The sequence below is a fragment of the Peribacillus sp. TH14 genome (genome assembly GCF_016651145.1).
GTDB classification, from domain to species: Bacteria; Bacillota; Bacilli; order Bacillales; family DSM-1321; genus Peribacillus; species Peribacillus butanolivorans.
In genome coordinates this window covers 3,553,275-3,578,390 of record NZ_JAEKEK010000001.1, presented here as the reverse complement: position 1 = coordinate 3,578,390, position 25,116 = coordinate 3,553,275, and the positions used below count along the sequence as shown (strand labels likewise).

Here is a 25,116-nt window from a genome sequence, read left to right as displayed (position 1 = left end):
CAAAAACTTCTTAAGAGTCCTACACATTCCAATATGTTTATTGTACAGCTCAGATCTTTAGGTTGTCCAGTTGTTCTGTAAAAACACGGAGCTAAATTAACAACTGCTCCGTAAGAAGGTTAAGCTTCTTTAGGCTTCTTTTCTTTCCTCTGATATTTTTTTCTTTTCTTCATCAATAAGAACTCTGCGTAATATCTTTCCAATCGTCGTTTTAGGAAGTTCCTCTCTAAATTCATAGCTGCGCGGTACTTTATAGGAAGCTAGACTCTTTCTCGCAAACTTGTTCAATTCTTCTTCTGTCACACTTGCATCTTTTTTCAGAACGACATAGGCTTTGACCGTCTCACCACGATATGGATCTGGGATTCCTGCCACGACTACCTCCTGAATGGCCTCATGCTCATATAGTACTTCTTCGACCTCACGAGGGTAAATATTGAAGCCGCCTGCAATGATTGTATCTTTTTTCCTTTCGACTACATAAAAGAAACCTTGCTCATCCATGTAACCTAAATCGCCTGTAAGCAGCCAGCCGTTTTTAAATGTGTTTTCCGTTTCTTCCGGACGATTCCAGTATCCCTGCATTACCTGCGGCCCTTTTATTGCAATCTCACCAATTTCATTCGGCGGAAGCTCTTCGCCACTTTCTAGTGACAGAATTACTGAGTCCGTATCCGGCCAAGGCAATCCAATGCTTCCTTTAACCCGAGGCTGATCCCAAATAAAGTTGGCATGGGTAACCGGAGATGTTTCCGTAAGACCAAAGCCTTCAACCAGCTTCCCGCCCGTAATTTTCTCAAACTGCTCTTGAATCTCTAATGGAAGTGGTGCTGAACCGCTTATACAAGCATTGATAGAAGAAAGATCATATTTTGCGAGATCCGGATGGTTCAAGAGACCGATATACATCGTTGGTGCGCCTGGAAACATTGTTGGTTTCTGCTTTTGAATTGTTTTCAGCGTTGCTTTAACATCGAACCTTGGCATAATGATCATCGTGTTCCCTTCCATAACGGAAAGAACCAATACAGTCGTCATACCGTACACATGGAAAAATGGAAGAATCGCTAGAATCCGTTCTTCACCACGTTTATTTTTATAAAGCCAAGCATTACACATTTTCGTATTTGCAAGCAAGTTCTTATGGGTGAGCATAACCCCTTTAGGAAAACCGGTTGTTCCTCCTGTATATTGTAAAAGGGCCAGGTCATTCTGCACATCAATCGGCTCAGCGACTTCTTCTGGTATTTTTCGTTTCATGATTTCAGTAAATAGATGGTGATTACCCGCATGCTCCACATTGATGACAATACCGTATTCCTTTTTTTGAATAAAGGGATAGATAAGATTTTTCGGGAAAGGCAAGTATTCTTTGATGGCGGTTATAATGATGTGTTCTATTTCTGTTCTTGGGGCAACCGCAGTGACACGGGGAAATAAAATATCCATCGCTACGATTATTTTCGCTCCGGAGTCTTTCATTTGATACTCGAGTTCGCGTTCCGTATAGGTTGGATTAGTTTGAACTATGACTCCCCCAGCCATTAGTATCCCAAAAAAGCTAATGACACCTTGCGGACAGTTAGGAAGCATGACGGCAACTCGTTCTCCCTTTTGAAGACCGATACCTTTTAAATAGGCTGCGAACTTTAAAGCTGATACGTACACTTCTTTGAAGGTTAATTCCTTTCCCTGGAAATGAATCGACACCTTATCAGGAAATTCATCAGCGGACTCTTTCAAAAATGAATAAAGAGGTTTATCTTCATACGACAAAACAGCTGGTATTTGTTCCGGATAAATAGCTTGCCACGGCTTATTGCTCATTTGCCCCCTCCTTCTGAATATTCTCAATACTCTTTTCCATTATAATACAACCGGGATTTTCTTACAATTGCTGAAATTTAGAAAAAGTAAGCATAAAGGCTGATAATCAGTAGTAGAGCAGTGAAACCTCGAATCTTTAAGATTTATAGGTAGGGGTTCTAAAATAGAGTAAAGGGGCAGGTAGATTGATACTTTCCTTACTTCTCGCATAATTTTTTCTTAATTTGTTCACTTAATTTTCAAGTTCAGTCGTAAAAAGTTAAATGATATGAAATGAGTTTATCGCAATATGCCGGGGTTTATTAAAATATTTAATAAGAGAAGGCTGCTTTTCATAAATAACTTTGTATGGCTCCTAAGAGATTTAATCTAACGGATTAATTCATTCTACATTACAAAATTATTGAATGAGTTGATTCTTTTTTTCTTCCTATAAGAGATTGCTGCTGATATTGTGTTGGTGTAACACCTTCATGTTTTTTGAACACCCTTGCAAAATAATTTGGATCGGAGAATCCACATTTCTCGCTTACTTCCATTACGTTTTCCCTGCTGTAGGTCAAACATTTTTTCGCTTCTTCAAGTCGACGGACCGTAACATATTGAGTAATCGTATAACCAGTCTCTTGTTTAAAAAGTCTGCTAAGATATTGGCCACTAAGAAAGACCAACCTGGATAAAGTATCTAAATTTATATCTAAGTGATAGTTATTTTCTATATATTCCATGACTGTTAAAATATCGTCATGTTCACAGGGTGCTTTTAAAGAAGCTGAAACCGAGCGCTTTACTAAAGGTATATATTTGTTTAAGGCTTGCTCGATTTCTTTCGGGTGAGCAGGTTTTAATAAATAGTCACCTGTTCCTGACTTAGACGTTTTAAATGCTATGTAACTTTCATCGTACCCCGTTAGGAAAATAATTTGGCATTCCGGAACATCTCTTTTGATCATTTCCGCTGCCACCAAGCCATCCATGATAGGCATTTTAATATCCATAAGGATAACATCCATTCGATTTTGTTTAGCTATGTTCATGGCCTCCACCCCGTTTGTAGCTTCGAATAATTGGCTTATTCCTAGATTTGCTCTTTTAATTATCATTGTTAGCACTTCTCGTTCTAATGGTTCATCATCCACAATCATTACCTTCAAGACAAACACCTCCTGGATTAGGGATGACTATCCGTACCTTTGTGCCATTTCCAGGTTGGCTTTCTAACGCTGTAATACCGTACTCTTCCCCAAAATAAAATTGAATTCGCTTATGGACATTATTCATCCCAATTCCTGTAGTATGACTATTTTTTCTCACACTTGGTTGTAAAAAAATAGAGGATAACGTTTCCTTTGTCATCCCCACTCCGGTATCAGAGATTTCTATTACGACATTGTCATTTTTTATAAAAACATGAATTTTTATATCAACTGTACTATTATTTGGTTCAAACCCGTGAATGATAGCGTTTTCAATTATAGGTTGAATAGAAAGAATAGGCATTTTCAATGCTTCGGCATCAACTTCTACTATTTCTTCGTATTGAATTCTGTTACGAAAACGAGACTGTTGAATACTTATGTAATTTTTAACATAATCCAATTCTTCTTTTAACGAAACATGCTGATCTATATTACGCAGACTGTACCTCATGATTTTAGCCAATGAATACGTCACTTTTTGTGTTTGTTCCGCGTTCTCTAAATAAGCTAATCGGGAAATAGTGTTTAATGTGTTAAATAAAAAATGAGGATTAATCTGGGATTGCAATACCTTAAACTGTGCTTCCTCAAGAAATTTCTCCAGTGTGGCACGAACCTCCATCTCCTCCATCAACTTTTGATTCTTCTCATTTAACTCATCCTGCGCAAGATTATTAGCACCAGTTTTGATAATATAATTAGCTACTAGCTGAAGCATTTCTATTACTGCTTCAATTCGCTTGCGACCTGTAAATTCAATCTTCTCTACATAAAGCTGTATGAGCTCTTGATCCATTGGTATATGTTTTATTTTCTCCCTAATCTGGTTCACATGCTTTTCATCACGATTTTCTAACAGCACCTGGCCACATAAAACAGATCCAAGGTACTCCCCATTAAGAATAATAGGAGCAGCTATATCAACTAGACCAGAATGGCAATAATGCAAGATGGGCTTTGCCTGTTTTGCTGCAATGAGCCCCACCTTTTGATCCGACAATACACAGCATTGCAAACCTTCTTGGGAGGAGCGCATATGGTTACAAAAACTTGTGAAATTAGTTGGCATGGTTACAGGTATCCCCTGCTGATCCGCAATTATTACTCCAAAACCGGTAGCATCTGAAAAGCGTTTCTGGATATCCTGAAGAATATCCACATTCACAACATTACGTAATGTCAACATAGTTAACCTATACCTCCACGTTAATTATCTTTTTATTTTGAAAATTAAAAATCATATGTCTTTTTACATTATAACTAATTAATTTTCAATAAAAAGTATAAAGTTCCGGAGTCAACCAAATAAATTTTTTTGTGAAATAAAAAGACTTGAAGACATGTCTGCCTTAGAACTAAGAAAGCCTTCTTTCTGATGTTAGACTTGGTGCAAATTCGGTTCAATTGTCCCTGTCTGATGATTTACATAACGAGCTAGTACAAATAAGTAGTCAGACAATCGATTTAAATATTTTATTACAATTGGATTTACCGGTTGTTCTTTGTTAATTGCGATTGCATTACGTTCCGCTCTTCGGACAATGGTTCTTGCACTATGAAGTGATGCACCGATTGGACTTCCACCAGGCAAAATAAAATTAGTAAGAGCTTTAAGGTGTTCTTCCATTTTATCTATTTCTTTTTCCAAGAAGTGAACATCTTCTTCTTCTATCGGCCACCCCACTTGTTTCCCTATAGGAGTAGCTAATTCTGCTCCAATGTGAAACAATTTCGTTTGAATAATATGTATTGTTTCCTGTAATGACTTCCATTTCTCTTCGGCAGGAGCAAAAGAAAAAGCTAACCCAATCATGGAATTGGCCTCATCACATGTTCCGTAAGCTTCAACATACACAGATGCCTTTGACACTCTCTTTCCATATACGAGACTTGTTTCACCTTTATCACCAGATTTAGTATAAACCTTCATTACTTACACCCTCTCTATTTTTTTTGATAATTATATACCGCTCTCATCATGAAGATTTTCATAAAAAATGATAATCGCTAAACCAGAAATCGGTGGAATTCTGATTGTTAAGAGGCTTAAAAAATCTCTGCATTATGGGAAATCACTCTGGTATCAATGCCCTCATTTCAGTTCACGTTATTTAAGGCGAATGTCCATAAAAGCCCAGTTGATTCATGTAACAATCAGTGAAGAAGATAAGGAACCTCCACTGATTGTAATTTTGCTTTATTCATGGAGAATCCCAATTAATTTTTAAATTCATACAGTGCATCAACTGCACTCTGAGCTACGCGTATATCTTCATCAACGGAGCCACCACTTACACCTACTGCTCCGATAATTTGCCCGTTATTATACAATGGAATGCCTCCGCCAAATACAACAACCCGTCCGTTATTTGTAGTATTAATACCATAAAGTTCTTTTCCATTTGCAGCTACTAGAGCCAAATTCTCTGTCGTCATTTTCATGGCTATTGAAGTCCACGCTTTGTTTTGCGCAAGTTCAACGCTTACCAATAAAGCATCATCCATTCGGTGACAGGCGACAAAATTCCCTCCTTCATCCACAATGCTTATAACCATAGGTACTTTAATTTCGTTCGCCTTCTTTTCAGCACTCTCAATCAGATTTTTTGCTAATGTTAAATTGATATGACTCATTTTCCGCCACCCTTTCCTCTTAAAAAGCTAATGGCAATCCTTTAACTAAACGAGCTGCGTTCTTCCCTAATTTGCGACCGTTTTGAATGATGTCTTGTAAATAAGGTTCTTCCTGCTTCAAATTCTCGTGATGTACACATATATTCCCAACGCGATCGATGCCAATCCCCACTTTCAATGGAGACATACATGCTGCTTTACTCCCTAGTTCAATATAGTTGCTCGCTTTATCACATTTTTGCACTAAAAACGAAACCCCTTCTTCTTCTAGTCCTGCACATATTTCTTGAATTTGATTAACATTAAGAGCGCTGTCGTACAAAATTGCAATGTTTACTTCACGTTTATTCATTTAAATACCTCGTGCCTGACAGTGGCTAATATCAATCCAGTAGCCACTGCATTTCTCGGACCTTCTGTGCCGCGTATATTGGCAAAACCTGCTACAATCCCGTACTTACCCAATTCCTCTGTTAACATTTGTGGAATTTCAAAGTCTAGTGCAGATCCCCCCACCATAACGACAAAAGAAAGGTGCTTTAAATTACCTGTGGGGATTACCCGCTTAAGGGCGCGCAGCGCATTCGTCACAAACACCCTCCGTTTTGCACTTCTTCGGGTATCTCTAATTTTCTCCATAGATGCTTTGGTTGCTAAAGGGATAAGATCATCTTCTTCCCGGATTACAACTTTCCCAAATGTATATGGAGGAAAAGGGGTTTCAGAAAATAGCATCGTTCCGTCTTCTAGCTGCATATGGAATAAACTTAATACTTTTCCTAAAGGATGCTTTTTTATTTTTTCAGCGAGTTCCTTGTTGCCTAAAGCGAGTTCAGAATTTATGAGCATCGTGACCATGTCCCCTGCCCCAGCCAAGTGACTCGATTTAATTTTGCCCGATTCATTCATCATTGCAGCATCAGTAGACCCTCCACCCATATCGAGAATTACGATTGGCTTTCTCGTACCAGGGGTCGTTAGGGCTCCTCGAATGGCCATTTCCGCTTCAATACCGCCAATTTCTACGGCGACGCCAATTTCCTTTTCCAATAAAGAAGCCACTCTTTGGACAGGAACTTTGTCTGTTTTAACCATTGAGGCTAAAGCGACTCCGCTTTCCATGGATAGCTCACCCGCCATAGCCCCGTTAATTGAAGTCGGCATTACTGCATCAACGGCGAGAAAGTCAGAGATTGTAATATCATTTGGTAATTGTCCAGTGAGTTGGGCTAAATCATGCCGGAGACCATTAAACATCCCTCCAACATTGGTGCCTGTTTCTCCATAGACGTCTACCAATACTTCTAGCTTTTCATAAGTATTCATTATCGCTGCAGCTCCATCATTAATGGACACTTCTAGCTTTTGGTTATTCGCTCCTTTTAGAAGGACCCTTCCCGCTTCTATTTTTCGTTCGACAACTTCCCCTTTTGGTGTTCGAATTACCACCGCTGATCGATTGCCAACTAATGCTTTGGCAACTAACGCAATTTGTATCGTTTGGTCAGGATCCAATTGAAAAACAGTAGAAAGACCGTATGGATTGCTTAACGTCCGAATCACATGGCCCGGTAAAGCCACTTCTACTGCTGCTAATTTCAACAGAGGAACTTTTTCAATCATAGCTACCTCGTCCACGATGGGAATCTTTTTGTTCAGACGATTGTGTATTAATACTCCATCATCTTTTTGTACAACGGCACCGGTGATAGAAATCCCTTGACTTACTACCCGATTCAATCGGTGAGCAGCCCACTCATAATCAAAGTTTCTAGGGATAACAGCAATATAGTCTTGCCCCTTTTTTTCTACGTCCAATAATTGATCAATCAACACCGTTATTCCCACTCCTAACCCTGCTCCACCCGGAGTATCAGGGTTATGACCTATCATAGAAGATTCCGTGATAATGGTTTCGCTAATGAGATCCATGGCCAAATCACCTATAACCGGCACAGCATCATTCAAGCGAATAAGATCAATGTCTTTTAACTCGATGCCTGCTTTTTTAGCTGCTTCCTGCAAAGCTAGGCGAATGCCTTTCACGTTATCAGTCGTTCCTTTTATACCCGTTGTTTTCACTAAATACTGTGAAAAAAACTCTGTATGGTTTCCTTCCACACTTGCAATCGCCACTTCCGTTGATGAATTTCCGATATCTACACCAGCTAGAATCTTTTTCATCACTCTTTAATCCTCATTCCTCTTTAGCCTTCCTCGTCTTTCATACACATCTGCAGCTTCGCGAATTAATTTTGCATTCTCTAATGCCCCATACTCTTCTTCTAATTCATTAGCTATCGCTAAAAGCTGTTCTTTAGTCGAACGATTAGGGCGCATTGCATTATAAATTTGTAAGATACGGGCATCGGAAATATTAATCATTTCCGATGCTCTACGGAAGTTTTTTGCCAGCTGTGTTCTTCCTAAACTTTCACTAATATCTGCGTGCATTTCAAGCGTTTTTGGACTGATACGCAAGTCTGTTTCAGTTACGTCTCCTTTTAAAGCAGCATCCAATGTTAAATCATTGTAGGGTTTTTCTGTACGTGAAAATAATAAATCAGGCCTTTTTATCCCGAGTGGATAGTCATTTTTTGTTAAATTTACCTTTTTTTTCGTTGTTAGATTTTCCATCTGAATTCCCTCCTAGTCTTTAATTAAAAATTCTACTTTTAATTCAACTGGCTTTTGATCTGGAATAATAGATTGGCACTCTTTTAAATAGAGCAAGGCCGCTGCTGCTTGGTATTTAGGCCGTGTCATTTCGTCATTTAACACCGGTACAGGGCTAGGGCTTTCCCCTAGCGCGTACATGGCCGCGTTTCGTCCAATCGCCCTATACATGTCTAACGTAATTAAAGGTGATTGAGGAAATAATTCAAGATTGGTGAGCGGGTCTAAATCTCGTTGATGGATTACTGCTGTTCCCCTAGATTGCAGGCCTATACTGATTCCTGAACCACTCATTTGGGCTCCTCCATGTGCCATAAAAGCCAAATCAGCAGTGCGCAAGCTGCGAATGACCCGTGGTACGGCACCTTGCTCTTCAATCCCGGAAAGGATTTCACGTAGGACAGAAGCGTGATCGACTTTCACAATTGTTTTATTCATTTCTTTTCCAAAAGCAGGAGCGATCGCTACGATCACTTCTCTCGGATTTGTTCCTTTCGTGGCCGTTCCGATATCTGTTAATTTCATCTCTATTAAAAATGTTGTCGTCATATTCAATTCCCCCTTAATCAAAATCTTGCGGACTAATGGCTTGACGAATGTTTTTAATTTCTTCCCATCTTTCCGGACTGAGTCGATAGCCCGTCCCAGGTCCCTTGTAATCGTTTTCATCATTTACCGCACTTATAACCACATTATCTTTATTAATAATGGCTGATGTATGTAAATAGTCACCAGCTACCCTATGTTTCAACATATTGAAAATTCGTTCTGCAGTTTGTCGATAGCCACGCTTAGCTAAGATAAGAGCTACATCAAAACCTGAAATCCCATCTCGTAGTATTCGCTCTGCTGCCTTTAAATCTTCAACAACATTACGCTGCGGCATATCTACACTGCTGTTAGCATAAGTAGCCGCTTCGATTTCCTCATCTGTAATCACAGGGAATCCTAGCTCTTCGAAAATAACTTGTAAAGCTTTTGCTGCTTGATAACGGGTTTTGATAAGGCTTTCTTCATCCACCGGTTTTAATCCGCCGTCCACCATCATATCTCTTTGAATAATTAAGTAATCGTCCAAATCACTAGAATCCATATTAGAGCCTGCAAACATATCCTCATTGTTTGGTACAGCAGCAAATCCGGCAAAGATAAAATCTGTACCAGGAAGCATTTGACATAGCATTTTAGCGCTGCGTCGGATTTCCGAATGAGAAAAGGTTTGGTCATTTCCCGAAGCTACCTCCATATCAAACAATGTAGTAGCTAGGTTTTCTGCTAAGACAGCGCGGATTCCACTCGGTACCGAGGCTGGTATGCCAATACAACTGATGGAACCGTTTTGCAGCCCTTGAACGCCCGCTCCTTTCGCCATCATGACACAGCGAATCTCTAAATAAAGCATTGATTTTCCTTCTGCTCCGGCCATTTGCACCTCGGAACCAGTACCTGATGTAAAGCGCATTTTAGCACCTCTTGAAGCATAGGCAGAGGCTAAAAATGATTTCGACCAAGGCGTGTCATCCCCATCCATGAAGACTGATTCCGTACCATAGATAGAGACAGTTTCCGCATAAGAAGTCATTCCAAGCATTGCTAAGCGAAGTTCCGTCGCTTCTTCTAAAGAATCTTGAGTCAAGATTCCATTCCTTGCAGTTTGGGAACCTACAAGTAATGCCAATGCGTTAAAGGGGGCATAACGGGCAACTCCGACAGTTGTTTCTTGTTCATCAAATCCATAGAGTCCGGCTTCGGCAGCGTCTGCTGCCATTAATACAGGATTATCTCGTACATTCGTCACATGACATTGGTTAGACGGTGTTTTCCTTGCCCTCATTTTTTGTAAAGCCATCATCATTTCAACAACATTCATATGATTTAGGACTTCTAGAACTTTTGCGGGTGTGAGCCCTTTTGACAATCTAACAATTTCTGAACGAGACACATTAATATCCACGAGTTTCTTAGCAATCTCCAAGCTGTCAAGAGCCATGACTTGTTCGGTTAAGCTTCTATCTATTGTGTAATCTGCAATAAATTGATCTAACATATCAAAGTCTTCTCGTCTTTTCCCATCCAACTCTACTATCTGACCATTTTCTATTGTAATAGAAGGCTTGGGATCATTAGGGCTCGACATAGCAACAAATCCCATTTCAGGCCATTCTTTAACAAATCCATCTTTATTGACCGGTCTTTCTTCTAAGATCTCAAATCGTTTTGAGCGTAGCATAAGCGAATCCCTCTTTCTATGATTAGTTAGTTATTGAATAGCCTACATTAATGAGTTAATAAAAGAAGTAGAGACTTCTTCTTGGGTACAATAGCCACCATCAAAAGGCAATATTAAGGGCTTAATGATAATGATCTCCACCCTTTTTTAGCTTGGATATCATATTCTACTTTGTTAACTGTTTGATGGAGTTTTTATGACAATGTCCCTCCTTAAATTTGTTTCGTTTGTTTTATTATAATTTTCAGAATTATATATGTACCTAGACACAATTTGCATTCACTAGCATTTTTTTTACTTTTTAGCTATTAAATTTATTGACGAGTGACTAAACTCCGATTTTGAATTAGCCTTTGGTGTTTGAACACAGTATCTTAAGAAAACTCCTAACCTTGCAGACCTTAAAAAATGGAACAAAAAAAAGGAGTAATCTTTACTCCTTTTTGAACTTTAGTTTTTAATTCTATACCAATATTTATATTTTTCTTCAAACCCTAATTTAGCGTACAGGTTTAATGCAGGGGCATTCGATAATATAACCTGTAGGTAAGCATATTTCGCCCCATTTTCTTTTCCCCAATGCAAGAGATTTTTAATGAGTTTTGCTCCATACCCTTGGTTTCGAAATTTTTCTTGCGTAACAATATTGAACAACCCTAAGTATTCGCCTTCTAAAACGCCCAGTCCACACGCTAACACTGTTCAGCTTTTATCAGTCAGCAACATAAAGCATCTATCTGGAATAATATTCTCTAATTTTTTTAAAATTGTTTGATCATGATCACTTATATGGTTTAACAGACAGAAATTACGAAACCAGTTTTCATTTAATTGATTATAATTGAACTACCCACCACTTATCGACCTTACGGTCTGATTGAAGTGGGGGATTCCTAAGAACATTAGCCTATCGGCCAATTTTTAATTAGGCTACTCCCGTAATTCCTACGGTTAGAAGCCTTATGGCTTCATTCATTAGATTGAGTCCTGCGTTAATATCTCGATCGTGGTAAGTAGAACAAAAAGGACAATCCCATTCACGAAGATTCAGATGTTTAACGTCTTTATTTTGGTAACCGCAGCTAGAACACAATTGGCTAGAAGCAAACGTTTTAGATACGGTCACGATTTGTTTACCATACCAGTTTGCTTTGTATTCCAACATTTTTTTGAATTGGTACCAAGATACTTCACTAATAGCCTTAGCTAGTTTGTGATTTTTCATCATATTCGACACTTGCAAGTCTTCCATTCCAATCACATCGTGGTTTTTGATGATTTCGGTAGAAACTTTATGTAAGTAATCCATTCGGGCATTTGACATTTTTTCGTGTAGGATAGCCACTTTTCGTTTTTGTTTTTGATAGTTTTTGGCTTCAGCCAATGGCTTATTTTGATTCAAGGCTATTTCTTGTCGCCTTGAAAGAATCCGTTGTGCTTTGGCCAATTTCTTTTCGACCGTCCGGAAGAATTTTGGGTTTTGATAGACCGTACCATCTGAAAGAATAGCAAAGTTCTTCAAACCAACATCTACACCGCACGAACGATTCGTTTTAAGAAGTACTTGTACATTGGTTTCGGCTAAAACGGAAATGAAATATTTACCCGAAGAGTTCCGCCTGATTGTGGCATTGATGATTCGCCCTTCGACTTCGCGGCTTTTAGCAAAACGAACTAGACCGAGTTTTGGCAATTTGATTTTGTTTCCAACAATTCCAATATTCCCATTCGTATGTTTAGTTGTATAGGACTGGATAGGATTCTTTTTCGATTTGAAGCGTGGTGACTTGTTTTGCTTTTTATAATATCGACTATAGGAATCTGCTAAATTTTCCACCGATTTCTGTAAGGCAATACTGTCTACTTCTTTCAGGAAAGAATACTCTTTCTTTAAAGCTGGAAGTTCTTTGATTGTTGCGTATTTATTCAGAAAAGAACCTTTCCATTCATTAGAGGGTAATTGGCCGTTCTGCTTCATTTCTTCACAGATATACCAGTAGGCATCTTTCTCCTTTTGTTTGCCTAAAAAGAAGTTATAGACAAAACGGGAGCAGCCGATCGTTTTATTGATTAGAACTAGTTGTTCTTTAGTTGGATAGATTCGAAATTTATAAGCTTTGTTTACGACCATTGGTTTCACCCCCTTATAGTTATTATTAAACACCGAACGTATGTTTGTCAAAAGATTACTTTGGCTTATGCCAACCGCCATTCATCTCCCCTTACCGTTGGGCTCTCGCCCTTCACACGTTTGAAGAGGGAATATTCTGGCGGGAAATGATAAATTTGCGTTTGCAGTGCCGGTAAAGCGTTCATTGATAGTTCTTCAATCTTTTGTATCAGTTTAGACTGATACACTTTTCGTCCTCCTCTTCCAAACTGTCAATATAACCATTTATACACTCAAAACATCATTTTTTAATAGGAGCTCAAATAAAAGAAGCGACACAAAGGCCGCTTCTATCAGGTGAAGAATATCATATAAATGATTCCAAGCAGAAAAAAAATTCCGCAACAAACGATTAGGATTTTTGCAAGTTTCTCCACAGTTTTCTCCCTCTCATGCAGAGCATTAAGAAATTCCAGCGCCGATGACAAAAGATAAAGCGATTGAAATGATCATCGATAGGAATCCAACTGCCCGATTATCTTTTTGTATCTCTTCATCTATTTTAAATCCAGGCGTCATAAATTCAAAAATAAAATAACCGATCAGCAGCAGGACAAATCCGTATACGCCCCAGCCAATCATTGTAATTATCGAGTTCTGAAGGAGAATAGATTGTTGAAATACATAGGCAATCCCAAAAATCTTGCCGCCTGTGGCCATCGCGACAGAAAGATTTCCCTGTTTGATTTCCTCCCAATTTTTGTACTTTGTGACAAGTTCAAAAATGGCTAAAAAAACAATAATGCACAAAATAACAACACTGTAACGAGCAGCTATATATACATATTCATTTTCCCACATGTTCTCCATGGTACAACTCCCGAATGGTAACTGACCATCCGGCTTGGCAGAATAGCCGGAATGACCACTTTCCTTTATTTAAATTCTACCACCGTCACACCTGTTCCACCTTCTGCAGCCTCGCCGAACCGAATTCGTTTGACAGAGCGGTGATGTTTCAAGTATTCCTGAACACCTGACCGGAGAGCTCCCGTTCCTTTACCGTGAATGATAGAGACACTCGAATATCCGGCCAGCAGAGCATCATCAACATATTTCTCCACTCTGGACAGTGCATTTTCGAAACGTTCCCCACGAAGGTCAAGCTCAAGGCTAACGTGATAATCTCTTCCTTTTATCGTGGTAAGAGGTTTCGTTTCTTTTACTTTTGTAGTCTTAATGAATTCTAAGTCAGATTCCTTTACCTTCATTTTCATGATTCCGATTTGAACCTGCCATTCATTACTTGAAGCTTTCTCAATTAGATGACCTTTTTGTCCAAAGCTAACAACCTTAACTTCATCTCCAGGTTTTAAGCTTTTATCCAACGGTTTAGCCACTTTATTTGCTGATTTTTTTATTTTAGGCGCTGCATCTTCAAGTCGCTTTTTCGCGTCGATTAATTCATGCTCTTTGACATCAGCATGCTTTTCAAGACGCAGTTTACGTAAATCAGCAATAATTGCTTCCGCTTCTTTTTTTGCATTTTCCACAATGGCAGCTGCTTCTTTTGCTGCCTTTTCGACCATCGCATCCCGTTCTTCATGGTATTCACCAATTTGCTTTTGAAGGTCTTTATGAAGAATTTCAGCCTGTTTCAGGTGATCTGCGGCTTCTAGTTCCTCTTCTTCGGCCTTCTTACGGCTATCTTCAAGGGACGCTATCATATTCTCAACTTTATTCGTATCTTCACCGATATGGCTGCGGGCGTGGCTAATAACGCTCTCTTCCAAGCCAAGACGCTTGGAAATTTCAAACGCATTACTCCGCCCCGGTACACCAATCAACAGTTTATATGTTGGACTCAAGGTTTCTACATTAAATTCAACACTTGCATTTATGACGCCTTCCCTGTCATATCCATACGCTTTCAATTCTGGATAATGGGTCGTTGCAATCACACGTGCACCGCGCTTATAAACTTCATCCAAAATCGAAATGGCTAATGCGGCACCTTCCTGAGGGTCAGTTCCCGCTCCAAGCTCATCGAATAAAACAAGGCTATCATAATCGACATTCTTTAGGATATCGACAATATTGACCATATGGGAAGAGAATGTACTTAAGCTTTGTTCAATCGACTGTTCATCGCCAATATCGGCATAAACAGAGGAAAACACAGCCGTTTCAGACCCATCCAGCGCAGGGATTTGCAGACCGGACTGGGCCATTAACGTACAAAGGCCAATCGTTTTAAGGGTAACGGTTTTACCCCCTGTATTGGGACCAGTGATGACGATTGTCGTAAATTCATCACCTAGGAAAATGTCATTAGCCACGACAACATCACTCGGAATGAGCGGATGCTTCGCTTTGAATAATTTCACGCGTCCTTCATTATTTAGAATCGGTTTAGACCCTTTTATCGCTTTTGCGTACTTTGCCTTGGCGACAAGGAAATCGACTTGTGCGAGCACCTTAACATTGTGAAGCAATTCCGGGGTGAACTCACCGACTTTTTCCGATAACTCGACTAAAATCCGTTCTATTTCCTGTGTTTCCTTCACTCGTGTTTCCTGAAGTACATTATTCAATTGAACGATTGCCTGTGGTTCAATAAACAACGTTTGTCCGGATGAAGATTGATCATGAATGATCCCGCCATACACACTTCGATATTCCTGTTTTACTGGGATAACAAAACGGTCATTGCGGATTGTGATAATGGCGTCTGACAACATTTTCGACGCATTGGAGGAACGAATCATACTTTCGAGTTTTTCCCTGACACGGCTTTCGTTCGTACGAATCTGGTTTCGAAGGGTACGCAACTTATCACTCGCAGAATCCATCACTTCGCCGTGCTCACTAATAGCATAAGTAATTTCCTGCTGCAATTCAATCAACGGATGAAGTGAATCAATATATTCTGCTAAAAGTGGAACTTCGATTTCCTGCTCCGCGATTTCATCAAAGAAACGACTCAGAATTCTGCCGGCACGAAGCGTACTCGCAAGCTCCATCAATTCCATCGGTGAAAGCATACCGCCAATCTGAGCCCGTTTTGCATGTGGACGGATATCAAAAATTCCGCCCAATGGCAAATTTCCTTTTAAACGGACAATTTTGGCTGACTCATCTGTTTCTTCCTGCCACCTCGATACTTCCTCAAAGTCAGTAGAAGGCATCAATTGCTGTGCCTTCTCCTTTCCTATGGAAGAGGATGCATGTGAGACTAATTGTTCTTTAATTTTATGAAATTCCAATGTCTTTAAAGCTTTATTATGCATGGAGTTAAAGCTCCTCCTCTTTTGTGGGCAAATAGTTAGTCATTTCTCTTTAAAAACGTTAATAATCCATCAGTATTCTTAGCATTAAGGACAGTGGATTTTTTAATCCAGCCTTTTTTAGCCGAAGAAACCCCGACCGGCATATGTTCAAGCATGTCAATGCTATGAGCATCGGTATTGATCACAATCGGAACGCCTGCTTCCTGTGCCTTCCGTAAATGAGGCGGAGCCAAATCTAATCGATTCGGGTTAGCATTCAATTCCAGTGCTGTATTCGTTTCGAGCGCTAGTTCAATCAGCATATCAATATCAACATCATAACCAGTTCGTTTGCCGATAATTCTTCCAGTTGGATGGGCGATGATATCAACATGCGGGTTATTTAACGCAGTTTTTAAGCGATCCATAATCGTATCACGAGGCTGGGAAAAACTTGAGTGGATTGAGGCGATAACCAAATCCATCTCTGCCAACAACTCATCGTCATAATCAAGTGTTCCATCAGGAAGTATATCCATTTCAATCCCTGAAAGCACGGTAAAATCATCATATTTTTCATTCAGGTCATGAATGATTTGTTTTTGCTCACGTAAGCGTTCCACGGTCAGACCGTTAGCCACTTTCAAATATTGTGAATGGTCAGTGATGGCCATGTATTTATAACCTTTGGCCCGGCACGCTTCAATCATTTCTTCAATCGAATAAGCCCCATCACTCCACGTGGTATGCATATGCAGATCACCTTGAATATCTTCTACCGAAATAAGTGGTTCATCTGCATCATATTGCTCCACTTCCGTTCCATCTTCACGTAATTCTGGAGGAATAAACGGCAGTCCAAAATGATTATAAAAGAGTTCTTCTGTTTCAAAAGTCAATACTTCACCCGTCTCAGCCACTTCTACTCCATACTCACTGATTTTCTCACCGCGATCTTTAGCCAGTTGGCGCATCCGGACATTGTGATCTTTTGAACCGGTAAAATGATGGAGGGTCGTGATAAATTCCTTATCCTTCACGATTCGGAAATCAACAGATATATCATATTCATAATCAAGTACAACTGACACCTTTGTATCGCCGGCTGCAATCACCTGTTTTATGCCCGATAATGAAAGAAGCTGATCCTTCACCGCTTCGGGATGATCAGTCGAAATAATAAAATCGAGATCTTTAATCGTTTCCCTCATACGACGAATACTGCCGGCTCTTGATGAACGGATGATATATTCCATGTTGGTAATAGCCAATTCAATATCATCCGCAATCGGTCTCATGAAGGCAAGCGGAAGCCGATCAGGCCTTGAACCAGCCTCAGCAATCGCAGACAAAATCTTCTCTTCCGTTTTTTTACCGAAACCGGAAAGTGCCGCGACCTTGCCTTCTTCACAAGCGAGTTTCAGGTCATTCACATCATTGATATGAAGCTCTTTATGCAGCTTGGCAATTTTCTTCCCTCCCAACCCTTGAAGTTGTAAGAGCGGAATCAAACCTTTTGGCACCTGCTCCTGAAGCTCTTCAAGAACAGTCGACTTTCCTTCATTGATATACTCTTCAATGACGGCTGCTGTTCCTTTCCCGATTCCACTTAAAGTGGTAAAATCTTCGATTGCCGTCAAACTCCGATCATCCGTTTCTAAGGCACCTGCCGCCTTGCGGAAAGCTGAAACCTTAAACGGATTCTCTCCTTTTAACTCCATATATATTGCAATTTTTTCTAATAATTTAATGATATCTTTTTTATTTACTGTCATTTTTTTCACCGCCGAAAAAATTAGTAGGGTGTCCCTTATTTTCTTTCTTAAAGATACCTTTCTTGGAGGTAAAGTACAAGCAGTCCGATTCTTACTATACGAATCAACTAGAAAGAAGTTTCATCGTTCTCCATACAAAGGGGCCTCACCCTTTCAAAGTATAGGAATCTAGGACTTTGAGAAAGGTAGATAGGCCCTCGTTTACTGTCATTAAGATTATTTCACAAACCAAAGATCTTTAACTTGTTCGGAAAGGAACGGCGTATGTTTCACTATAGATTCTGCCAGAAAAGAGCCGGTTAATGGTTCCTGAATGGAATCCATTGGCAGCAAGGCAGCTATGTATAATATAATAAACATGATAAGATAGACTTCGACAAATCCTAATATCCCGCCACCCCAGCGATTTAGCTGTTTTAAAATCGGCAGATAGGTAATGAAATTGAGCATCGATCCAAGCATTTGCCAAAGAATTTTGGTAGCGAAGAAAATGATTGCAAAGGCAATAGCGTTGTAATACGCCGTTTCAAGCCCTACTGTCTCGAAAAACATATTAATGGTCGAAGAATCACCTATCGTCGGGAATGGGATCCACAATTTCAAATTGGGAGCAAGATCGCCGTAGAACACATAGGCGACAATGAAAGCTACTATAAATCCAGTCATATGAACAGTTTGTAAAATAAAGCCACGCTTTAAACCGATTAATAAACCGATTAAAAGAATGGCCAAAATTGCTAAATCAAGCATGTACTCAGTCCTTCTCTCTCTTTAATTCCAGTTGAAGCTGGTCTAGTTCATCTTTTAATTTAATATATTCGTGGACGGTATTCACGGCCGTTAATACCGCAAGCTTACTCGTATCCAAATATGGATTTTTCATACTGATTTCTCTCATTTTCTCGTCAACCAGCGAAGCAACCTGGCGCATATGACTCGCGCTTTCTGTACCGACGATTGTATATGGTTGTCCGTATATATCAACTGTTGTTTTATTTCGTTTATCGTCTGACAAAATGATGCCCCCAATCTAAACAATCCTAATTCTATCATATCATGAAGTTTTTCGTCATGAAAGAGAGTACAACGTCATTTCTTGCATAAAATTGCAATAATTTGTCAAACGAAATCGACCTTAGGTTGAGGACTCCCTAAAAAAATAAAATTGAGTTAGGAGTTTACTAATTATGTCTCATGTTGTTTTACTTATCAGTCCTTCACAAATAACGGAAATGAAATCTCATTATTCCTCTTCCTTAGCCGCAAAACTGCCACCAGGAAGTATCTTTTCAGCTAAGCCACCCCTATGTACGGTGACCGCCTATAAATCCGGAAAAGTCCTTTTTCAAGGAAAGAATGCTGAAACAGAAGCGGAAAAGTGGCAGAAAGGTGCCGCTGCTCCAAAGAAAAAAGCAGCCTCTACCGCATCAGTTAATGTCCATCGTTATTCACCGCCTGCCCAGATTGGCACCATGTCTGTTATTGGTTCGGATGAAGTCGGGACAGGAGACTATTTCGGACCCATGACCGTCGTTGCTGTCTATGCAAAAAAAGAGCAGCTGCCTCTATTGAAAGAACTGGGTGTCCAGGATTCTAAAAATCTAAAAGACCCACAGATTATCGAAATTGCCAAACAGATTAAAGATGTAGTGCCATTCAGTCTGCTTACTTGTGATAATCCGAAATATAATACACTTCAGGCAAAGGGGATGTCACAAGGGAAAATGAAGGCCCTCCTTCATAACCAGGCAATAAAGAATCTTATGCAAAAAATCCAGCCAGAACAAGCAGAAGCCGTCCTAATCGACCAATTCGCTCAACCTGATGTATTTTTCAACTACTTGAAAGGCCAAGAACTATTTCAGGCAAACGCCACCTATTTGTGCACCAAAGCGGAAGGTATTCACCTTGGGGTAGCTGCCGCTTCCATCCTGGCACGCTATGCATTCGTAAAACGCTTTGATTTGCTGAGTGAAAAAGCCGGTTTCAAAATCCCTAAAGGTGCCGGCTTTGCTGTCGATGAAGCGGCAGCACGATTGATTCACGAAAAAGGAATCGACTCTTTAAATGAATTTACGAAAACCCACTTTGCCAATACGGAAAAAGCGAAGCGACTATATCAACAGAAATATCATAAATAAGGTAATGGTCTGAGTATTTTTATTTGCTTTACACGTGAATTCGCTCTGTTTACTCGTGAGTTCGCCCTGTTTACTCGTGAATTCATCCCGTTTACTCGTGAGTTCGCTCTGTTTACTCGTGAATTCATCCCGTTTACTCGTGAGTTCGCTCTGTTTACTCGTGAATTCATCCCGTTTACTCGTGAGTTCGCTCTGTTTACTCGTGAATTCATCCCGTTTACTCGTGAATTCATCCTGTTTACTCGTGAGTTCGCTCTGTTTACTCGTGAGTTCTGATTATAAAAAGACAGCTTCCCAAAATTCAGGAGGCTGTCTTTTTGAAATTATCCTCGTAGTTCTGCGCCAGCTTTTTCTTTAACAGCCGCAAGTACATTATCATGTGCTTTTGTTATATCCTCGTCCGTTAGTGTGCGTTCCGGATCGAAGTATTTCAGTGAGTAAGCGATGGATTTCTTACCTTGCTCCATTCTTTCACCTTCGTATAAATCGAAGATGCCCACTTCTTTCAGCAGCTTTCCACCGGCTTCTATAATAATGCTTTGAATGTCCCCAGCTTTTGTTGCTTTATCAACAACAAGCGCGATATCGCGTGTGGTCGATGGGTAGCGCGGAATGGTTTCATAGGCAATTGGCGCCACTTCCGCTTCAGCTAATGCTTTTAAGGAAAGTTCAAAAATGTATGTTTCTTTAATATCCAAGTCTTTTTGAACCGTTGGGTGCACCTGTCCGATGAAGCCAATCACTTCACTATTCAACAGTACCTCAGCTGTCCGTCCTGGATGCATATCATTGATTTCCGCTTGGCGATAACTGATTTGATCAGCTAAACCTAGTGTATCGAATAACGCTTCAATCACGCCTTTAGCTACATAGAAATCCACGGGTTTCTTTTCGCCTTGCCATAGGTGGGATTCCCATAGGCCTGTGATAGCCCCAGCAATATGTTCTTTCTCTTCAGGAAGCTCTTGTCCATCCTGCTTAAAGAATACTGAACCGATTTCATATAAGGCAAGTGAATCCAGTTGGCGAGCATTATTGTATTTCACGACTTCTAATAATTGTGGCACGATGCTCAAGCGCAATTGGCTTCGTTCTTCACTCATTGGCATTGCCAAACGAATGGATTCGCGAGTCTCTAATGCGAATTGGGCCGCTTTTTCCTGGCTCGTTAGTGAATAGGTTACTGCTTGGTAAAGGCCTGCTCCTTCAAGGGTACGGCGAGCTTTCCGACGTTTGATTTGATAGTCCGTCAATTGACCTGGAGTTGCTGAACCGATTGGCAACGTTGCGGGAATGTTGTCATACCCATATAAACGTGCCGCTTCTTCAACTAAATCCGCTTCAATCGTAATGTCACCGCGGCGGGTCGGGACTGTGATTGTGAACGTTTCATTGTCAAGCTCTACTCCAAATTGCAGGCGTTTGAAGATCGACTCTACTTCAGATACCGTCATGCTAGTACCAAGAAGTGTGTTGATTTTTTCAAGTGTGATGCTTATTACAGCAGGTTCCATTGTTAATTCGTCAACTTCTGCTGTTCCTTGCAGAATTGTACCGCCTGCATACTGTGCAATTAATTGAGCCGCACGCTCTCCAGCTTCACGTACCCGGGCTGGATCGACTCCTTTTTCAAAACGAGCACTGGCTTCACTGCGTAAACCGTGGTCTTTTGAAGCTTTACGAACAACGGTACCGGCAAAATAAGCACTTTCAATAATTATATTCGTTGTATCATTTTTCACTTCGGAATTAGCTCCGCCCATCACTCCAGCAATCGCAACCGGCTCGTTTCCATTGGTGATTACTAAATGTTCAGGTGTCAAAGTACGTTCCGTCTCATCCAATGTGACCACTTTTTCTGCATCTTTCGCTCTGCGAATGACAATTTCTTTTGAACCAAAACGATCATAATCAAATGCATGTAGCGGTTGACCATATTCAAGCAAAATGTAGTTCGTAATATCGACTACGTTATTATGCGGACGAATACCTGCAGACATAAGGCGAGTCTGCATCCAAAGCGGTGACGGACCGACTTTTACATCTTTGATGATTTTAGCGATGTATAATGGATTATCTGCTTTCGCTTCCACTTTGACACTAATATAATCTGATGCTTTTTCAGCTGCTTCTTCATTCTCGATAACCGGCCATTTTACTTCCCGACCAAGAATAGCCCCTACTTCGTAGGCAACACCAAGCATGCTCAAAGCGTCAGAGCGGTTTGGGGTTAAGCCAAGTTCCAGCACTTCATCGCTTAAGCCAAGCTCTTCTAATGCATCTTTACCTACTTCCGCATCATTTGGAAACACGAAGATGCCTGTTGCATAGTCTTTAGACACAAGCTTGGATTCAAAACCCAATTCTTGAAGCGAACAAATCATACCCTGTGATTCTTCTCCGCGAAGTTTTGCTTTCTTAATTTTGAAGTTGCCCGGAAGCACAGCGCCGACAGTAGCCACCGCGACTTTTTGACCTTTATCGACATTCGGTGCACCACAGACGATTTGAACGGGATTTTCTGACCCGATATCGACTAGACATTTATTCAATTTATCGGCATTTGGATGCTGTTCACGTTCAAGTACATGTCCGATGACAACTCCTTTAAGCCCTTCACTTTTCTTTTCTACCCCTTCAACCTCAATACCGCTTTTTGTGATTTTGTCAGCAAGCTCTGTTGCATTGATGCCGGAAAGGTCTACATAATCTTGCAACCATTTATATGATACAAACATGGTAGGTCCTCCTTTTTAAAATAAAATTTATGCTTCGTGATGATGGAATTGTTTTAAGAAACGAACATCATTTGTATAGAAGTGACGGATATCATCCACACCGTATTTCAACATTGCGATTCGTTCCACACCGATTCCAAAAGCGAATCCTGAGTATTTTTTCGAATCGAATCCAGCCATTTCAAGTACGTTCGGGTGAACAATCCCGCCGCCCAGCACTTCAATCCAGCCTGTTTGTTTACAGACGCTGCAGCCTTTTCCACCGCAGATTTTACAAGAAATATCAACTTCAACAGATGGTTCTGTAAATGGGAAGAAACTTGGACGAAGACGGATTTCACGGTCTTGACCAAATACTTTTTTCGCAAACACGTCAAGCGTACCTTTCAGGTCGCTCATGCTGATGTTTTCATCGATGACCAGGCCTTCAATTTGTTGGAATTGATGGGAGTGTGTCGCGTCATCGTTATCACGGCGATATACTTTACCAGGACAAATAATTTTAACAGGGCCTTGGCCTTTATGTTTTTCCATCGTTCTAGCTTGTACCGGTGAAGTGTGTGTACGCATTAGGATTTCATCTGTGATGTAGAAAGAGTCCTGCATATCACGTGCCGGATGGCTTTTCGGCAGGTTTAATGCCTCAAAATTGTAGTAGTCGCTTTCGACTTCTGGACCTTCTGCAACTGTGTAACCCATACCGATGAATAAATCTTCAATTTCTTCTACAACACGTGTTAATGGGTGAAGATTCCCCTTGTTAACAGGTCGTCCTGGAAGTGTAACATCAATGGTTTCTGTTGCTAGCTTTGCATTGACAGCAGCTGTTTCAAGAGCTTTTTGTTTCTCCTCAATTTTTGAAGCGATTGCTTCACGAACATCATTAGCAAGAGCACCGATTTTCGGCCGTTCCTCCGCTGACAATTTACCCATGCCACGCAATACCTCAGTGATAGGCCCTTTTTTCCCTAAATAAGAAACACGGACTTCATTCAGTTCCTTTAGTTCGGAAGCTGCGGCAACTTTTTGCAACGCTTCTTCCTGCAGTTCTATTAAACGTTCCTGCATCATGTCTTCCTCCTTTATTTTCCTTTTGTAAAAATAAACACAAAAAAACCCCAATCCCAGAAAGGGACGAGGTTTATGTATCGCGGTACCACCCTTATTAGTGCACAAGCAAAAAAACTTCGCACTCACTTCATAAAAATAACGGCTCTTCACCGGAACATTTTTCGGACCCTATGTCTTCCCAATGCCAACTCGAAAGGTGAATTCCCTTAAGCAGCGCCATAAAAATGCTTTCAGTCACGGCATTTTTTCCCTGGTTATGGATATCTTAAGTTACTACTCTTTGTCATCGTTGTTTTCATTATAAAATTCTGTTTTATTATATTATAATTCGTCAGCCGTTTCAAATTGATTTTCGTAAATGGTACATTAAAATCCCAGCCGCAATCCCTACATTAAGAGATTCGCTTTTCCCGTAGATAGGAATATAGAGGTTTTTCGTAGTTTTCTCTAGCAATCCCTTTGCTACTCCCTGTCCTTCATTACCGACAAGCAAAGCAAATCGAGAGGACTTTTCCACTTCTTCAAATGGCGAAGCTCCTTCAAGGGCTGTGCCGTAAACCGGTGTGTCTTTTTGCTTCAATTCATCGATGATTTCAGAAAGGTTTCCTTTGATGACAGGCATATGAAACAGGCTTCCTTGCGTCGAACGGACCACTTTCGGATTATACAGATCTGCACAACCTTCGCCGAGAATGACAGCATCAATTCCAGCCGCATCTGCCGTCCGAATCATCGTTCCGAGATTCCCTGGATCCTGTACCGCATCTATCAACAATAGTTTATCCGGATTAATGGACGCCATACTAATTGATTTCTGCTCACATACAGCTGCAATTCCCTGAGGGGTCTCTGTATCACAAATCGCTTTCATAATATCATTTTTAACATAAATGACTTCTGTGCCTTCTAGTGTAAAATGGGCAGGCATTTCTGTTTCTTCATTAACAATCACTTCAATGACGATTTCTTCTTTTAACGCTTCTTCAACGAGGTGAAAGCCTTCGACTAAATATTTCCCTGTTTTGTCGCGCTCTTTCTTCGTCAATAGCTTTTTCCATTGCTTCACTTGCGGGTTTTTTACGGATTCAATATATTTCAAGGGTAAACGCTCCTTTAACTTTACACTGATTGTCCTATTATAACGCAATTTACATACATATTGCATGCCAGTTTGTGAAATGCTATTAATGTGAGTCATTATGTGTAAGAGGAGGAATAAATGTGAATTTAAACCTAAGGAATGCGATCATTCAAAACGTAACCGGGAATACTCAAGAGCAGCTAGAAGACACGATTGTCGATGCAATTCAGAATGGCGAGGAAAAAATGCTTCCTGGATTGGGCGTATTATTCGAGGTCATTTGGCAAAATTCATCTGAGCAGGAAAAACATGAAATGATTACTGTTCTCGAATCAGGATTAAAAAAATAACAGCCCTCGCAGGCT

24 protein-coding genes and 1 other annotated feature are annotated in these 25,116 nt (G+C 40.3%); of the genes, 2 read left to right on the top strand and 22 right to left on the bottom strand.

What is annotated here, in order from left to right; genetic code table 11:
* Nucleotides 1–129: 129 nt before the first annotated feature.
* The 18 genes from JFU50_RS17320 to zapA form a co-directional block, all read right to left on the bottom strand.
* Nucleotides 130–1,827, bottom strand: coding sequence for an AMP-binding protein (locus tag JFU50_RS17320; protein ID WP_201223447.1), 1,698 nt, complete (start codon nt 1,825–1,827; stop codon nt 130–132).
* A 392-nt stretch (nt 1,828–2,219) separates the two neighbouring features.
* A complete protein-coding gene (locus tag JFU50_RS17315) occupies nt 2,220–2,972 on the bottom strand; it encodes a response regulator transcription factor (RefSeq protein ID WP_242485498.1) in 753 nt (250 codons plus the stop codon).
* A complete protein-coding gene (locus JFU50_RS17310; RefSeq protein ID WP_201223445.1) occupies nt 2,959–4,212 on the bottom strand; it encodes a sensor histidine kinase in 1,254 nt (417 codons plus the stop codon). The genes JFU50_RS17315 and JFU50_RS17310 overlap by 14 nt, the downstream gene beginning before the upstream one ends.
* Nucleotides 4,213–4,404: 192 nt before the next feature.
* Nucleotides 4,405–4,956 carry a cob(I)yrinic acid a,c-diamide adenosyltransferase gene (locus JFU50_RS17305; RefSeq protein ID WP_201186113.1) on the bottom strand — a complete coding sequence of 184 codons (552 nt, stop codon included), beginning with the start codon at nt 4,954–4,956 and terminating at the stop codon, nt 4,405–4,407.
* A 287-nt stretch (nt 4,957–5,243) separates the two neighbouring features.
* Complete coding sequence (locus JFU50_RS17295; RefSeq protein ID WP_190271080.1) at nt 5,244–5,660, bottom strand: GlcG/HbpS family heme-binding protein; 417 nt, start codon at nt 5,658–5,660, stop codon at nt 5,244–5,246.
* Nucleotides 5,661–5,679: 19 nt separating this feature from the next.
* The gene (locus tag JFU50_RS17290; RefSeq protein WP_201186114.1) at nt 5,680–6,012 is read right to left on the bottom strand and encodes a glycerol dehydratase reactivase beta/small subunit family protein; all 333 of its coding nucleotides are present in this window, start codon (nt 6,010–6,012) and stop codon (nt 5,680–5,682) included.
* Nucleotides 6,009–7,844, bottom strand: a complete 1,836-nt coding sequence (locus JFU50_RS17285) for a diol dehydratase reactivase subunit alpha (RefSeq protein ID WP_201225113.1) — start codon at nt 7,842–7,844, stop codon at nt 6,009–6,011. The genes JFU50_RS17290 and JFU50_RS17285 overlap by 4 nt, the downstream gene beginning before the upstream one ends.
* 6 nt (nt 7,845–7,850) lie before the next feature.
* On the bottom strand, nt 7,851–8,297 hold the full coding sequence (locus JFU50_RS17280; RefSeq protein ID WP_201186115.1) for a diol dehydratase small subunit: 447 nt from the start codon (nt 8,295–8,297) through the stop codon (nt 7,851–7,853).
* A 12-nt stretch (nt 8,298–8,309) separates the two neighbouring features.
* Complete coding sequence (locus tag JFU50_RS17275; RefSeq protein ID WP_190271077.1) at nt 8,310–8,885, bottom strand: propanediol/glycerol family dehydratase medium subunit; 576 nt, start codon at nt 8,883–8,885, stop codon at nt 8,310–8,312.
* A 13-nt stretch (nt 8,886–8,898) separates the two neighbouring features.
* Complete coding sequence (locus tag JFU50_RS17270; RefSeq protein ID WP_190271076.1) at nt 8,899–10,566, bottom strand: propanediol/glycerol family dehydratase large subunit; 1,668 nt, start codon at nt 10,564–10,566, stop codon at nt 8,899–8,901.
* Between the two features lie 450 nt (nt 10,567–11,016).
* Nucleotides 11,017–11,265: a GNAT family N-acetyltransferase gene (locus JFU50_RS17265; RefSeq protein ID WP_201223443.1), complete on the bottom strand. Its 249-nt coding sequence runs from the start codon at nt 11,263–11,265 to the stop codon at nt 11,017–11,019.
* A 226-nt stretch (nt 11,266–11,491) separates the two neighbouring features.
* Entirely contained in the window at nt 11,492–12,697 is a 1,206-nt protein-coding gene (gene tnpB, locus JFU50_RS17260; protein ID WP_201223442.1) for an IS200/IS605 family element RNA-guided endonuclease TnpB, read from the bottom strand.
* A gap of 65 nt (nt 12,698–12,762) precedes the next feature.
* Nucleotides 12,763–12,924, bottom strand: a complete 162-nt coding sequence (locus JFU50_RS17255; protein ID WP_201223441.1) for a hypothetical protein — start codon at nt 12,922–12,924, stop codon at nt 12,763–12,765.
* 214 nt (nt 12,925–13,138) lie between these two features.
* On the bottom strand, nt 13,139–13,546 hold the full coding sequence (locus tag JFU50_RS17250) for a DUF350 domain-containing protein (protein ID WP_053347227.1): 408 nt from the start codon (nt 13,544–13,546) through the stop codon (nt 13,139–13,141).
* Between the two features lie 65 nt (nt 13,547–13,611).
* A complete protein-coding gene (locus JFU50_RS17245; protein WP_201223439.1) occupies nt 13,612–15,966 on the bottom strand; it encodes an endonuclease MutS2 in 2,355 nt (784 codons plus the stop codon).
* A 35-nt stretch (nt 15,967–16,001) separates the two neighbouring features.
* Nucleotides 16,002–17,720 carry a DNA polymerase/3'-5' exonuclease PolX gene (gene polX, locus JFU50_RS17240; RefSeq protein WP_201186121.1) on the bottom strand — a complete coding sequence of 573 codons (1,719 nt, stop codon included), beginning with the start codon at nt 17,718–17,720 and terminating at the stop codon, nt 16,002–16,004.
* A gap of 216 nt (nt 17,721–17,936) precedes the next feature.
* Nucleotides 17,937–18,470: a CvpA family protein gene (locus tag JFU50_RS17235; RefSeq protein WP_098175815.1), complete on the bottom strand. Its 534-nt coding sequence runs from the start codon at nt 18,468–18,470 to the stop codon at nt 17,937–17,939.
* A 4-nt stretch (nt 18,471–18,474) separates the two neighbouring features.
* Nucleotides 18,475–18,735 carry a cell division protein ZapA gene (zapA, locus tag JFU50_RS17230; protein ID WP_053347231.1) on the bottom strand — a complete coding sequence of 87 codons (261 nt, stop codon included), beginning with the start codon at nt 18,733–18,735 and terminating at the stop codon, nt 18,475–18,477.
* Nucleotides 18,736–18,907: 172 nt separating this feature from the next.
* On the opposite strand from zapA, the gene rnhC reads away from it, so the two are divergent.
* Nucleotides 18,908–19,861 (top strand): ribonuclease HIII, encoded by a 954-nt coding sequence (rnhC, locus tag JFU50_RS17225; protein WP_207196164.1) that lies wholly within the window; start codon nt 18,908–18,910, stop codon nt 19,859–19,861.
* On the opposite strand, the gene JFU50_RS31995 is transcribed toward rnhC, so the two are convergent.
* The 4 genes from JFU50_RS31995 to JFU50_RS17210 form a co-directional block, all read right to left on the bottom strand.
* Nucleotides 19,852–20,073: an alanine-zipper protein gene (locus tag JFU50_RS31995; RefSeq protein WP_446728184.1), complete on the bottom strand. Its 222-nt coding sequence runs from the start codon at nt 20,071–20,073 to the stop codon at nt 19,852–19,854. The genes rnhC and JFU50_RS31995 overlap by 10 nt on opposite strands.
* A gap of 111 nt (nt 20,074–20,184) precedes the next feature.
* Nucleotides 20,185–22,599, bottom strand: a complete 2,415-nt coding sequence (gene pheT, locus JFU50_RS17220; protein ID WP_201223437.1) for a phenylalanine--tRNA ligase subunit beta — start codon at nt 22,597–22,599, stop codon at nt 20,185–20,187.
* A 27-nt stretch (nt 22,600–22,626) separates the two neighbouring features.
* The gene (pheS, locus tag JFU50_RS17215; RefSeq protein WP_201223435.1) at nt 22,627–23,667 is read right to left on the bottom strand and encodes a phenylalanine--tRNA ligase subunit alpha; all 1,041 of its coding nucleotides are present in this window, start codon (nt 23,665–23,667) and stop codon (nt 22,627–22,629) included.
* 59 nt (nt 23,668–23,726) lie between these two features.
* Nucleotides 23,727–23,966, bottom strand: a binding site (T-box leader).
* Between the two features lie 44 nt (nt 23,967–24,010).
* Nucleotides 24,011–24,769: a TrmH family RNA methyltransferase gene (locus JFU50_RS17210; protein ID WP_242486057.1), complete on the bottom strand. Its 759-nt coding sequence runs from the start codon at nt 24,767–24,769 to the stop codon at nt 24,011–24,013.
* A gap of 122 nt (nt 24,770–24,891) precedes the next feature.
* On the opposite strand from JFU50_RS17210, the gene sspI reads away from it, so the two are divergent.
* A complete protein-coding gene (sspI, locus tag JFU50_RS17205) occupies nt 24,892–25,101 on the top strand; it encodes a small acid-soluble spore protein SspI (RefSeq protein ID WP_053347237.1) in 210 nt (69 codons plus the stop codon).
* Nucleotides 25,102–25,116: the final 15 nt, after the last annotated feature.